At 72.8% G+C, this 13,087-nt stretch carries 11 protein-coding genes; 3 read left to right on the forward strand and 8 right to left on the reverse strand.

Annotation, left to right across the window (positions count from 1 at the left end; genetic code table 11):
- Positions 1 to 61: 61 nt before the first annotated feature.
- Both ABZ842_RS07375 and ABZ842_RS07380 read right to left on the reverse strand, forming a co-directional pair.
- Entirely contained in the window at positions 62 to 988 is a 927-nt protein-coding gene (locus ABZ842_RS07375; protein WP_361533140.1) for a serine hydrolase, read from the reverse strand.
- Entirely contained in the window at positions 985 to 1,941 is a 957-nt protein-coding gene (locus ABZ842_RS07380) for a LysR substrate-binding domain-containing protein (RefSeq protein ID WP_361533143.1), read from the reverse strand. Before ABZ842_RS07380 ends, ABZ842_RS07375 begins: the two co-directional genes overlap by 4 nt.
- Positions 1,942 to 2,027: 86 nt before the next feature.
- Here ABZ842_RS07380 and ABZ842_RS07385 point away from each other — a divergent pair, with 86 nt between their 5' ends.
- Both ABZ842_RS07385 and bla read left to right on the forward strand, forming a co-directional pair.
- Positions 2,028 to 3,419: a D-alanyl-D-alanine carboxypeptidase gene (locus ABZ842_RS07385; protein ID WP_361533146.1), complete on the forward strand. Its 1,392-nt coding sequence runs from the start codon at positions 2,028 to 2,030 to the stop codon at positions 3,417 to 3,419.
- 44 nt (positions 3,420 to 3,463) lie between these two features.
- Positions 3,464 to 4,405, forward strand: coding sequence for a class A beta-lactamase (gene bla, locus ABZ842_RS07390; RefSeq protein WP_361533149.1), 942 nt, complete (start codon positions 3,464 to 3,466; stop codon positions 4,403 to 4,405).
- A 17-nt stretch (positions 4,406 to 4,422) separates the two neighbouring features.
- Here bla and ABZ842_RS07395 read toward each other — a convergent pair whose 3' ends face one another.
- The 5 genes from ABZ842_RS07395 to ABZ842_RS07415 form a co-directional block, all read right to left on the reverse strand.
- A complete protein-coding gene (locus ABZ842_RS07395) occupies positions 4,423 to 5,397 on the reverse strand; it encodes an acyl-ACP desaturase (protein ID WP_361533152.1) in 975 nt (324 codons plus the stop codon).
- Between the two features lie 291 nt (positions 5,398 to 5,688).
- Positions 5,689 to 7,953: an excinuclease ABC subunit UvrA gene (locus ABZ842_RS07400; RefSeq protein WP_361533155.1), complete on the reverse strand. Its 2,265-nt coding sequence runs from the start codon at positions 7,951 to 7,953 to the stop codon at positions 5,689 to 5,691.
- Positions 7,954 to 8,119: 166 nt separating this feature from the next.
- On the reverse strand, positions 8,120 to 9,775 hold the full coding sequence (locus ABZ842_RS07405) for an ABC-F family ATP-binding cassette domain-containing protein (protein WP_361533158.1): 1,656 nt from the start codon (positions 9,773 to 9,775) through the stop codon (positions 8,120 to 8,122).
- Between the two features lie 355 nt (positions 9,776 to 10,130).
- Positions 10,131 to 10,556 carry an SsgA family sporulation/cell division regulator gene (locus ABZ842_RS07410; RefSeq protein WP_361533161.1) on the reverse strand — a complete coding sequence of 142 codons (426 nt, stop codon included), beginning with the start codon at positions 10,554 to 10,556 and terminating at the stop codon, positions 10,131 to 10,133.
- A gap of 139 nt (positions 10,557 to 10,695) precedes the next feature.
- Positions 10,696 to 10,995 (reverse strand): YciI family protein, encoded by a 300-nt coding sequence (locus tag ABZ842_RS07415; protein WP_361533479.1) that lies wholly within the window; start codon positions 10,993 to 10,995, stop codon positions 10,696 to 10,698.
- Between the two features lie 55 nt (positions 10,996 to 11,050).
- Here ABZ842_RS07415 and ABZ842_RS07420 point away from each other — a divergent pair, with 55 nt between their 5' ends.
- Positions 11,051 to 11,752, forward strand: a complete 702-nt coding sequence (locus ABZ842_RS07420) for an endonuclease V (protein ID WP_361533164.1) — start codon at positions 11,051 to 11,053, stop codon at positions 11,750 to 11,752.
- A 97-nt stretch (positions 11,753 to 11,849) separates the two neighbouring features.
- Here ABZ842_RS07420 and ABZ842_RS07425 read toward each other — a convergent pair whose 3' ends face one another.
- Complete coding sequence (locus tag ABZ842_RS07425; RefSeq protein WP_361533167.1) at positions 11,850 to 13,007, reverse strand: saccharopine dehydrogenase NADP-binding domain-containing protein; 1,158 nt, start codon at positions 13,005 to 13,007, stop codon at positions 11,850 to 11,852.
- Between the last annotated feature and the right edge of the window lie 80 nt (positions 13,008 to 13,087).

Raw genomic sequence — 13,087 nt, forward strand, 5'->3', positions numbered from 1 at the left:
GCGGCGGCGACAACTCGCGTACCCCGCGCGAGTGGCGGCCCGTGCGCGTGTTGACCGGGCGCTACGGTGCCCCCGTCCCCGTACCCGCCCCCGGTGACCGCAGCGCGTCGACGGCCATCCGCGCCGCCGTGCCGATCACCGCGTCCGCCGCCGGCAGCGTCGCCGCCGGGCTCGCCGCGCGGGTGAAGACGGCGACGGCGTACCGTCCGCCGTCGGGGTACTCGACGACGCCGACCTCGTTGCGGACCGTGGGCGCGCTGCCCGTCTTGCCCGCCACGTGGACGTCGTCGAAGGGGAAGCCCGAGGCCAGCCGGTGCGGCCACACCTGGAGCCCGAGGACGCGGCGCATCGCGGCGCAGTGCTCGGGGGTGCCGGCCTCGTCGCGCCAGATCGCCGCCAGCAGCCGGGTCATGTCGCGGGGCGTGCTGTGGCTGGTGCGGGCCGGGTCGACAGCGCGCAGACGGGCGATCACCTGGGGGTCGGCCAGCGCCTGCGGGCCGCTCGGTCCGACGTCCTCCCTGATCGTGGTGAGGAAGTCGCGGAAGGTCTGCACGGCCCTGGTGCGGGTCAGCCCCAGGCGGCGGGTGGCGTCGTTGACGGCGTCCAGGCCCACCCGCGTCAACAGCAGGTCCGCGGAGGTGTTGTCGCTGACGGTCATCATCAGATAGGCCGCGTCGCGCAGCGACAGCCGCACCTCGTCGAGCATCGCCGCCAGCCCGGTGGGCCCGGGGGTGCGGTCCCACGGCGGGACCACCGTCTGCTCCGTGAGGTCCAGCCGGCCCGCCGCCGCCTCCCGGTGGAGGGCGACGAGCAGGCACAGCTTGTGGACGCTGGCCGTGACGACGGGATGGTCCGCTCCGGCGTCGACCTGCGCTCCGGCGTCGATGTCGCGGGCGTGCAGCCAGCCGGTGACGCCCGCTTCCGCGAAGGCGTCGCGGATGCGGGCCCGGGCGGCGCGGCCGTGGTCGGGGGTGGTGGATTCGGTCATAGCCAGTACTCGGCCGCCGGTCGTAGGTGCAGGGGTCGGGACGGAAGGTCGGGGCCGGCTCCGGTCGTGCGGCCCAGGGCATCGGTGACGGTATCGGCAAAGGCGCGCACCGCGGCGTCGCCCCGCCCCTGGAGCCAGGCCGCGGAGTGCCGCAGCGCCAGCGGCGCCCCGCTGAGCGGACGCCAGCACAGCTCGGTGTCGCCGGTCAGATGGGCGTCGCGCGGTGCGAAGGCGACGGCGCGCCGGGACAGCAGCAGGCCGCGGGTGAAGCTCGGACCCTGCCCGTGGCGGATCGCCGCCGGGGTGTAGCCGTGCCGGGCGCAGGTCGTCAGCAGGTCGTCGTACACCGCCGGCGCGAGGGCGCGCGGAAAGAGGATCAGCTCGTGCCCGGTCAGCGCGGCGAGCGCGACCGTCTCAGCCCGTGCGGCCGGGGAGTCGTGGGGGAGCAGTACGCCCAGGTCGTGCCGGAGCACGGGGCCCAGCTCCAGCCCGGAGACGTCGCACGGATGGTGGATCAGGCCCACGTCGAGGTCGTGCGAGGCGAGTTGGGCCAACTGTTCCGCGGTCGACAGCTCGTGCAGTTCCAGCTCCACGCCGCCGTGCCGGTCCCGGAACCCGGTCAGGACCGCGGCGACGGTCTCCCCGGACACGTCCGGGGGCAGGGCGGCCCGCAGCAGTCCGCTGTGACCGTCCTGTACGCGGCGGGCCGTGGCCTTCAGTGCCTCCGCGCACGCCAACAGTTGGCGGGCCTCCTCCAGCAGGAGCGTGCCGCCCTTGGTGATCGTGACCTGGCGGGTGGTGCGTTCGAAGAGCCGTACGCCCAACTCGCGTTCCAGCCGCTGAATGCGTTGTGACAGGGGTGGTTGGGCCATGCCGAGGCGCTGGGCGGCACGACCGAAATGTAACTCCTCTGCAACAGCGACAAAGCACTGCACATGCAGGATCAGGTCCACGACCAGCGATCATATCGGAAGTTAATCAATGCATGACTCATATGAGTCTTGGACGCAATGAGGATTGCGCTGGTCTTCTCGGGAGTATGAGCACCACAGGGACGGGGCAGTCGGTGGCCCGCGCACGCCCGGGCGAGCACGCCCCGGAAGGGACCGCGGAGCAGACGCGCGAACACCCGGAAGAGGTAGGCCCGAAAGACGCGGCGGACGTGCCGGCGGACGCAATCCGCCCTCCCTTCCGACGCCCGAAGCTCCTGGCTCCCCTCGCCGTCGCGCTGCTCCTCGCCCTTGCCGCCGTGGTCCAGCTCGCCCGCCCCCAGCCCGCCACCGACATCGAGATCGACGCGGACGCCGTCGCGTTCACCTTCCCGGGTCGGTCCGCGCTGCCCTGGCCCCAGCAGGGCCAGGCCGCCGTCGCCGTCCCGGGCACGGGCACCGTCGGCGTCCACGGCCCGCAGCGCCCGGCGCCGATCGCGTCCGTGGCCAAGGTCATGACCGCGTACGTCCTGCTCGGGAAGCACCCGCTGACCGGCGACGACCCCGGCCCCACGATCGAGGTCGACGCCAAGGCCGTGGCGGAGGGCCGGGCCAAGGACGAGTCCAGGATCGAAGGGCTCTCGGTCGGCCAGCGCTTCAGCCAGCGCGACCTGCTGAAGATGCTGATGATCCCGTCCGGCAACAACATCGCCCGGCTGCTCGCCCGATGGTCCACGAAGAGCGACACCGAAGCCGCCTTCGTACGGGAGATGAACGACGCCGCGAAGCGGCTGGGGATGGCAGACACGCGCTACACCGACCCCAGCGGTCTGGACGCCGGGACCGTGTCCACCGCGGTCGACCAGCTCAAGCTGGCCGAAGCGGTCATGGCGTACGACGTCTTCCGCGCCACCGTCGCACTGCCCAGCGCCACCGTGGACGGTCTGGCCGAACCGCTGATCAACAACATGGGGGACCTGCTGCTGGCCGACGGGCTCAGCATCCGGGGCGTGAAGACCGGCTCCAACACCCCCGCCGGCGGCACGCTCATGTGGGCCGCCTACAAGACCGTGGGCGACAGGACCCCGCTGATCCTCGGCACCGTGCTGGACCAACGCGCCCCCGCGCCCGACCCCGACGGCGCGAACAGCCTCACCCTGGTGAAGGAGAACAGCCGCCGGCTCGTGGCGGCCGTCCGCGCCGCGCTCGTCTCCGCCAAGCCCGTCCGCCGGGGCCAGGTCGTCGGCCACGTGGACGACGGGTTCGGCGGACGCGTCCCCGTCGTCGTCTCCGACGACCTCACCGCCGTCGGGGTCCCGGGACAGCGGGTCGACGTGCGGTTCACCCCGACGGCGGCGGCGCCGCCGGAGTCGGCGAAGGCCGGTACGGAGGTCGGGACGGTGACGATCGGCAGCGGCGCGGACGCCGTACGGGCCCGGGTGACCCTCAAGGACGACCTCGAAGGCCCCTCCATCCCCACCCAGCTCACCCGCCTCAACTAGAGCCTGTCTTACGGATCAGGCTGGAAGAGAGAGAAACGCCACCCATGAACGTCCGTACCGCCCGCGCGTCCCGTCGAACCGCGCTCGCCACCCTCGCCGGTCTCGCCGCGATCCCCCTCACCGGGTGCCAGAGCGCTTCCTCGACGAAGGACGCGTCGACCAAGCCCGCCGACCGCCCCTCCGCGTCGGCTTCCGGCGCGCCGCACGACACGGCGCGCGCCTTCGCCGAGCTGGAGCGGAAGTTCGACGCCAGGCTCGGCGTCTACGCCGTCGACACCGGCTCCGGCCAGGTCGTCACCAACCGGCCCGACGAGCGCTTCGCCTACGCCTCCACCTGCAAGGCGTTCCTCGCCGCCGCCGTGCTCGACAAGCGCTCGCTGACCCAGCTCGACCGGCGGGTGCGCTACGACCGCGGCGACCTCGTAGGCCACTCGCCGATCACCGAGAAGAACCTCGGCACCGGGCTGACCCTGCGCGAGCTGTGCGACGCCGCCGTGCGCCACAGCGACAACGGCGCCGCGAACCTGCTCTTCCACGAACTCGGCGGACCGGCCGGCCTCCAGGCGGCGCTCCGCGCCATCGGGGACCAGGTCACCCGGTGCGACCGCTACGAGGTGGAGCTGAGCGAGGCCACGCCGGGGGACCTCCGCGACACCAGTACGGCCCGCGCGCTCGCCACCGACCTGCGCACCTACGTGCTCGGGGACGCCCTCACCACCGACAAGCGGGCCCTGCTCACCGACTGGCTCAAGCGCAACACCACCGGGGACAAGCTCATCCGGGCCGGTGCCCCCGAGGGCTGGCAGGTAGGCGACAAGACCGGCACCGGGGGGTACGGCACCCGCAACGACATCGCCGTCGTGTGGCCGCCGAAGGCGGCGCCGATCGCGATGGCCGTCCTCTCCCGCCGGGACATCCGCGACGCGGAGCGGTACGACGAGCTGATCGCCCGCGCAGCGGAAGTCACGCTGAAGGCCCTGGCCTAGGCCAGGGCCGGGGGTCGTCAGCGCGCCGCGCGCGCCGCCAGCCGGGCCTTGCGTGCGGCCAGCTTCTCGTCGAACTTCAGCGCCTCCGCGTTCAGCCCGCCCATGAACAGGCCCAGCTCCTCCTGAGCCTGCAACCCCTCGGGGCCGAGCCCGTCGATCTCCAGGACCTTGAGGTGCCGCAGGACCGGGGCGAGGACGTCGTCGTGGTGGATCCGCATGTTGTAGACCTCGCCGATCGCCATCTGCGCCGCGGCCCGCTCGAAGCCGGGGATGCCGTGGCCCGGCATCCGGAAGTTGACGACGACGTCGCGCACCGCCTGGAGCGTGAGGTCGGGCGCCAGCTCCAGGGCGGCGACGAGCAGGTTCCGGTAGAACACCATGTGCAGGTTCTCGTCGGTGGCGATGCGCGCCAGCATCCGGTCGCAGACCGGGTCGCCCGACTGGTGGCCGGTGTTCCGGTGGGAGATCCGGGTGGCCAGCTCCTGGAAGGCGACGTACGCGATCGAGTGCAGCATCGAGTGGCTGTTGTCCGACTCGAACCCCTCCGACATGTGCGCCATCCGGAACGCTTCCAGCTTGTCCGGGTCGACGGCGCGGGAGGTCAGCAGGTAGTCGCGCATCACGATGCCGTGCCGCGCCTCCTCGGCCGTCCAGCGGTGCACCCAGGTGCCCCAGGCGCCGTTGCGGCCGAAGAGGCTGGCGATCTCGTGGTGGTAGCTGGGGAGGTTGTCCTCTGTCAGCAGGTTCACCACGAGGGCGATCCGTCCTATGTCCGTGACCTTGGACTGCTCCGGCTCCCAGGCCACGCCGTCCTCGAAGAAGCCCGGGAAGTTGCGCGCGTCGCCGAAGGGCACGTACTCGTGCGGCATCCAGTCCTTCGCGGCCTTCAGATGGCGGTTCAGCTCCTTCTCGACCACCTCTTCGAGTGCGTACAGCAGCCGGGCGTCGGTCCACGCTTCCGAACTGCCGAGGTGGGGAGAGGTGATGGTCACGGGTGCTCCTGGGGACGGGAGTGGAACCAAAGGGGAGGGGTTACCTACGGCTTCGTAGGTTACGAGACCGTAGGTTAAGGGCGGGGTAAGCCTTCGGCCAAGCCGGGCCCCCGGAACCTCTCCCTCCGGGGGTGAATCGATGGCTTTTGTCCCTATTTCAAGCCCTCGGGACGGGCCTCGGGAGCGCTCCTGCCGCGGTCCCGCCGAGAGACACGTCACGCCGTTCCCCGCCCGCGCCCCGCCCCCTCGGCCCGCCCGCGCCCGCCCCTCAGCCCCTGCCGAGGTCGCTCCTCAGCCCCCGTCGAGGTCGCGCCGCAGGTGCCGTGCCGTGAACGACTTCGGGTGCTCCAGCAGCGCCGCCGGAGTGCCCGCGAAGACCAGCTCCCCGCCGTGCTTCCCGCCGTCCGGCCCCAGGTCCACGATCCAGTCCGCCCGCTTGACCACGTCCATGTTGTGTTCGACGCAGATGACCGAGTTGCCGGCGTCCACCAGCCGGTCCAGCAGGGTGACCAGCGTGTCCACGTCGGCCATGTGCAGACCGGTCGTCGGCTCGTCCAGCACGTAGGTGCTGCCCGTGCGGTGCAGCTGGGTGGCGAGCTTCAGCCGCTGCCGCTCGCCGCCTGACAGCGAACTCAGCGGCTGTCCCAGCGACAGGTACGTCAGCCCCACGTCGTCGAGCGCGGCCAGCTTCCGCCGCACCGCCTCGTCCTCGAAGAACCCCGCAGCCTGCGCCGCCGTCATGTCGAGCACGTCCACGATGGAGCGCCCGGCCACCCGGTGCCGCAGCACCTCCTCCTTGAAGCGGCGCCCCTCGCACCGGGGGCAGGTCGTCGTCACCGGGTCCATGAACGCCAGGTCCGTGTGGATCACGCCGCGCCCCGAGCACTCGTCGCAGGCGCCGGCCGAGTTGAAGCTGAACAGCTTCGGCGCCACGCCGGCCGCCCGGGCGAAGACCTTCCGGACGGTGTCCATCACCCCGAGGAACGTCGCCGGGGTGGAGCGCGACGAGGCCGTGATCGCGCTCTGGTCGATCACCACCGCCTCCGGATGCGCACCGGTGAACACCTCGGACACCAGCGTCGACTTCCCGGAGCCCGCGACGCCCGTGACCGCCGTGAGCACCCCGACGGGGAAGTCCACGTCGACGCCCTTGAGGTTGTGCAGAGCGGCGCCCCGCACCGGCAGCCACCCCCGCGGCACCCGGAACGCCTCCTTCAGCTCCGCGCGGCGCCGCAGGTGCCGCCCGGTGAGGGTGTCCGCCTTCCGCAGCGCCGCCACCGGGCCCTCGAACACCACCCGGCCGCCGTCCGTGCCCGCCCCCGGGCCCATGTCCACGACGTGGTCGGCGATCGCCACCACGTCGGGGTCGTGCTCGACCACCAGCACCGTGTTGCCCCGGTCCCGCAGCCGTACGAGCAGGTCGTTCAGCCGCCCCACGTCCCGCGGGTGCAGCCCCACGCTCGGCTCGTCGAAGATGAAGGTCAGCCCGGTCAGCGAGCTGCCGAGGTGGCGCACCATCTTCAGCCGCTGGCCCTCCCCGCCCGACAGGGACGTGGTCTCCCGGTCCAAGGAGAGATAGCCGAGGCCGATGCCGACGAGCCGGTCCAGCCGCTCCCGCGCCGCGGCGGCCACCGGGGTCGCCACCGGATCGTCGATCCGGCCCAGGACCTCCACCAGGTCGGAGACCTCCAGCCGGCAGTAGTCGGCGATGCTGCGGCCGTCGATGCGGCTCGCCAGCGCCGCCTCGTTCAGCCGGGCCCCGCCGCACGCCTCGCACGCGCGCTGCGCGGTGAACCGGTCGACCGCCTCCCGGCGCCGCTGCGAGAGGGTGCCGGTGTCCCGCTTGAGGGACAGCCGGGTGAAGCGGTTGACGATCCCCTCGAACTGCATCTCGAACGAACCCGACTTCATGTCGATGTTGACCGAGAACCCGCTGCCGTACAGCAGCAGCTCACGCTCGGCGTCGGTGTACGCGCGCAGCGGCTTGGCCACGTCGAAGTGGCCGGACTCGGCGTACAGCTTCCACTCCCAGGAGCCGACGGAGAGCCCGGGCAGCAGCAGTGCACCGTCGGCGAGCGACTTCGACCAGTCGACGGCCCGTTCGACGTCGAGCTCCACCGTCTTGCCGATGCCGTCGCAGCCGGGGCACATCCCGGCGGGGTCGTTGAAGGAGTATGCGGTGGCCGGCCCGGCGCTCGGGGCGCCGTGCCGGGAGAAGAGCACCCGCAGCACCGCGTTGATGTCCGTCATGGTGCCGACGGTGGAGCGCGCGTTGCCGCCGATCGGCTTCTGGTCGACCACGATCGCCACGGACAGCTCGTCGATCGCGTCGACGTGGGGGCGCTCGTACTTCGGCAGCCGGTTGCGCAGGAAGGCGGTGAAGGTCTCGTTGAGCTGCCGCTGCGACTCCACGGCGATGGTGTCGAAGACGACGGACGACTTCCCGGAGCCGGACACCCCGGTGAAGACGGTGATCCGGTTCTTCGGGAGGGTGAGGGAGACGTCCTTGAGGTTGTTCTCGCGTGCGCCGGTGATGACGATGTCTTGCTCAGGCATGCCGGCGAAGCTAACCGGAATACCGGACATCTCTTGTCTGGATTTCTGCCCGGGTTCCCCGGTCGTCGGGTCCCGGGTCCTGAGTCCCCGGTCGTCGGGTCCCCTTTCCCCGGAGCGCGGCTCCCGCCGGTGGGGCGCCGTCCCGGACGACGCCCCACCGAGGGGGCTACTGCTGCGCCACCGGGTGGTGGAGCCTGCCTTCCCGGACGTCGTCGGCGCTGACGTCCCGCAGCTCCCCGTCCAGCAGCAGCCAGCGGGTCACCCCGATCGACTCCAGGAACGACACGTCGTGGCTGGCCACGACCAGCGCGCCTTCGTACGCGTCGAGCGCGTCGGTGAGCTTGCGCACGCTCGCCATGTCCAGGTTGTTCGTCGGCTCGTCGAGCAGCAGCAGCTGGGGCGCAGGCTCGGCCAGCAGCAGCGAGGCTAGCGCCGCCCGGAACCGCTCCCCGCCCGACAGGGTCCCCGCCGCCTGGTCCGCCTTCGCGCCCCGGAAGAGGAAGCGCGCGAGCTGGGCCCGGATGCGGTTGTTCGTCGCGGCGGGGGCGACCGAGGCCACGTTCTCGACCACGCTCCGCGCGTCGTCGAGGACGTCGAGCCGCTGCGGCAGGAAGCGTAGCGGTACCCGCACGTCCACCTCGCCCGACACCGGCTCCAGGCCGCCGGCGAGGGTGCGCAGCAGCGTGGTCTTGCCCGCGCCGTTCCGCCCCACCAGGGCGATCCGCTCCGGTCCGCGGATGTCGAACTCGCCCGCCACCGTGGCCCCGTAACGCAGCTCCAGGTCCCTCATGTGCAGGACTTCACGGCCCGGGTGGACCTGGGTGTGCGGCAGGTCGATCCGGATCTCGTCGTCGTCCCGGACCGCGTCCTGCGCTTCGTTCAGCCGTTCCCTGGCGCCCGCCAGACGCTCCTGGTGGACGGCCCGGTGCTTGCCCGCGGACTCCTGGGCGGAGCTCTTGAGGGTGTTGGCCACGACCTTGGGCACGCGCTTCTCCGCCTGCGCCTTCTTCGCGTACTGCCGCCGGCGGGCCAGCTTCGTCTGGGAATCGACCAGCTCGCGCCGCTGGCGTCGCACATCGGCCTCGGCGACGCGCACCATGCGCTCGGCCGCCTCCTGTTCGACGGCGAGTGCGTGCTCGTACGCGGTGAAGTTCCCGCCGTACCAGGTCACCTGACCGTCCCTGAGGTCGGCGATCTGGTCGACCAGCTCCAACAGCTCCCGGTCGTGGCTGACCACGACCATCACTCCGGTCCAGGACGAGACCGCGTCGTACAGCCGGCGCCGCGCGTACAGGTCGAGGTTGTTGGTGGGCTCGTCCAGCAGCAGGACGTCCGGCCGGGCCAGCAGCAGGGCGGCCAGCCGCAGCAGGACGCCCTCCCCGCCGGAGACCTCGCCGATGGTGCGGTCCAGGTCGACGTGGTCGAGCCCGAGCTGGTCGAGGGTGGCCCGGGCCCGCTCCTCGACGTCCCAGTCCTCACCGACGGCGGTGAAGTGCTCCTCGCTCGGATCGCCGGCCTCGATGGCGTGCAGCGCGGCCCGCGCGGCGGCGATCCCCAGCACCTCGTCGACCCGCAGCGCGGTGTCGAGCACGAGGTCCTGCGGCAGGTAGCCGATCTGACCGGCGGCGCGGACGAGCCCTTCGGCCGGCGTCAGCGCGCCCGCCAGCAGCTTCAGCAGGGTCGACTTGCCGGAGCCGTTGAGGCCGATCAGCCCGGTGCGGCCGGGGCCGATCGCGATCCGGAAGTCGTCGAAGACCTCCGTGCCGTCGGCCCAGGAGAACGAGAGCGCGGTGCAGGAAAGATGGGTGGCGTTGGTGGACATACGGGTCTCCCGGTTGCGTGGGGTGGAACGGGGCAACGGGTGGAGACACCGCAGTGCGCACGACGGAGCGGGAAGGGCCCGTGGAGCCGCGCGATCGGCGGCGCAGGGAGGGGTTCCGCAGGAAGGACGGCACGGCAGGCCGAGGTCGCACGCACTGCGCACACGCCGAAGACGGCGGTGGCGCACGGTGTCTCAGGACCTCAGACCTTCAACGTCCTTCTCCAATCGGACGGCGGCAGGAACGGGGGAAACGTAACGGGGGCGCGCGAGGGGCGTCAACCGCTTTTTCGGCGGGTCCGGCGCGGGGCCGACGAGGGCGGGCGCGGGGGCGACGCAGGGTCGGCGCGGGCGGGCGTCAGTGCACGTCGCCCAGGAGCTGGCTCAGATCGTGGTCGAGGTCGAGGAAGCGGTGCTCGTGGCCCTCGGGCGCCACGTCCTCCACCCGCTTCAGGAAGCGCCGCACGTCCCCGCTGTGGACGTGCACCACCGCGACGCCCTCGGGGGCGTGGAACTCGACCACCGTCCGGTCGTAGCCGTACGGCCGCACCCGGACGTCACCGACTCCGACCGGCTCCACCAGACCGGCCGACAGCAGGGAGCGGGCGAACGCCCAGGACACCTCCGTGCCCTCCAGCGTCGCGTTGGGCGGGAATGCCATCCGCACCGCGAAGGGGTCGTCCGTCTCGTACCGCAGCGTGACGCTCAGGGGCTCCGCCCGGGGTGCCGAAGCGACGATCCGGGCCTGCACGGCCTCTTCGATGACGACGGTGGATGTGGACATGGACGGACCCCTGTTCCCTGCACGCGCAGCCCCGCGGACGCTTCCCTGACACGGGGAAGGACGTCGACCGCGGCCCATCCGTGCATCGGCGGGGTGCGTGAGCTGTGTCACCGCGGGCCGCGGGCGGCGCCGCGGGGCGTCAGCCCGCGGTCTCCGCGCGCAGCGCTTCGAGCCCCGGCGCCGCCCTGGTGACGGCGACGTGGGTGATCCGGTACGCGCACACCCCGTCGAGCACGAACGGATCGGTCGCCACGACCGCGTCGATCCGTCCGCGGTCGTCCCCCGCGGCCAGGACCACACCGCCGTCCCGCGTGCCCTTGCGCCCCGAGGCGAGGAACAGCCCGTCCTCGTAGTGGTCGTTCACCCAGGCCATGTGCGCATCGCGCAGGGCGTCGACGCGCTCGACGGGCGCGGTGTAGGTCAGCTCCAGTACGAACATGATCGCCAGGCTACGGGCCGCCTTGGCCGATGCGGCCCGTAGGGTGGGCACCACCATGGAGATCATCGACACGCCCGACGGCTGGCCGCACGACGAAGCCGCCGCCCTCGCCCTCCAGGACGAACTGCGCGACCGCGTCGTCCTCGACGAGCCGGGACCTCCGGTGGGGGCCGGGACGGTGACCGGAGTGGACGTGGCGTACGACGACGGGCGCGACCTCGTTGCGGCGGCGGCCGTCACCCTGGACGCCGCAACGCTCGCCGTCGTCGCGCAGGCCACCGCGGTCGGCCGGGTCTCCTTCCCGTACGTGCCCGGGCTGCTGGCCTTCCGCGAACTGCCGGCCGTCCTCGCCGCGCTGCGGGCGCTGACCGTCGCGCCCGGCCTCGTCGTCTGCGACGGGTACGGGCGCGCGCACCCGCGCCGCTTCGGGCTCGCGAGCCACCTCGGGGTGCTCACCGGCCTGCCGACGATCGGCGTGGCGAAGAACCCCTTCGTCTTCACCCACGCCGAGCCCGGGCCGGAGCGGGGTGACTGGGCGCGGCTGAGCGCCGACGACGGCGAGGAGGTCGGCCGCGCGCTGCGCACCCGCGCCGGGGTCAAGCCGGTGTACGTCTCCGTCGGACACCGCGTCACCCTCGACGTGGCCTGCGCGCACACCCTCCACCTGGCGCCCCACTACCGGATCCCGGAGACGACGCGCCGCGCGGACCGCCTGTGCCGCGACGCCCTCGCGTCGGCGACGCAGAACGCGCCGTAGGGCGTCGTAAGGTCCCGTCTGCTGTGCCTCGTGACAGAGCAGCCGCAGACGCCACACCGCAGCACGCCGCACGGCGAAACCGCGTCCGGCAAGACACCTAGCGCACCGCCGCGGTCCGGAACCGGATGCCGGCAGCCCGCAGTCGCTCCAGCAGGGCGTCGCCCATCGCCACCGCCGTGGTCACCTGGCCCGCGACCTGCGGCAACTCGTCGTAGGCGAGGCTGAGTGCGGACTCTGCGAAGATCTTCGCGGTCTCGTCGTAGCCGGGGTCGCCGCCGGAGACCTCCGTGTACACCGTCCGACCGCCCCCCTCGCCCACGAACCGCACGGAGAACGAACTCCTCGCCCGGCGCTCCGCGTCCGGCCCGTCGCCCGGGCTCACGATCCGGCTCGACAGCCAGCGGCGGGTCCACGGCAGCTGGGCGAGGCCCGCGAGGGCGCCGGCCGCCGCGACGCCGGCCAGCGCGGTCGGCAAGGTGGGCACCGCGGCGTAGTGGCGGAAGCGGAAGTCGGGGCCGTAGCGCGGCAGCGCCCGTGCCGAGGAGGTGACGACGCGCGCGTCGAGCAGCGGCAGGGGTAGCGCCCAGGCGTGCGCCTCCCGGCTGTAGCGGGGGCCGCCGAGCGGCGCGCGGGCCCGTCGCGCCACCTGCCGGGGCTCGTGCAGCCGGCGCTCGCGCGCGGCCCGCCGCATCTGGCGTCCGCGGCCGAGCGCGTTGAGCGCCGATGCCAGCGTCCCGCCGGAGAACATCGCGTCGGTGCGGACGAAGCCGTCCACCGTCAGCGGCACGTCCTTCGGCAGCTGACGGACGGTGAAGTACACGCCCAGGTCCTGCGGCACGCAGTCGAAGCCGCACGCGTGCACCAGCCGGGCGCCCGTCTCCCGGGCGCGCGCGTCGTACCGCACGTACATCAGGTCCACGAACTCCGGCTCGCCCGTCAGGTCCAGATAGTCCGTACCGGCGTCCGCGCAGGCGGCGACCAACGGCTCGCCGTACCAGAGGTACGGGCCCACGGCGCTCGCCACCACCCGGGCGGACCCGGCCAGCGCGCGCAGCGCCGCCGGGTCGTCCGCCGACGCCTCCACCAACGGCAGTTCGGCGCAGTGCGGGTGGTCGGCGGCGAGCCGATCGCGCAGGCGCTCCAGCTTCGTGCGGCTGCGGCCGGCGAGCGCCCAGCGGCAGCCCTCGGGCGCGTGCGCCGCGAGGTAGCGGGCCGTCAGCTCCCCGACGAAGCCGGTCGCCCCGAAGAGCACCATGTCGTGGCGGCGCCCCGCGCGACTGCTTCCGCCCGATCTGTCCTGCCCGCCCTGCCTGCCCTGCCTGCCCTGCCCGCCCT

Source organism: Streptomyces sp. NPDC047315 (genome assembly GCF_040643215.1).
Lineage (GTDB): Bacteria > Actinomycetota > Actinomycetes > Streptomycetales > Streptomycetaceae > Streptomyces.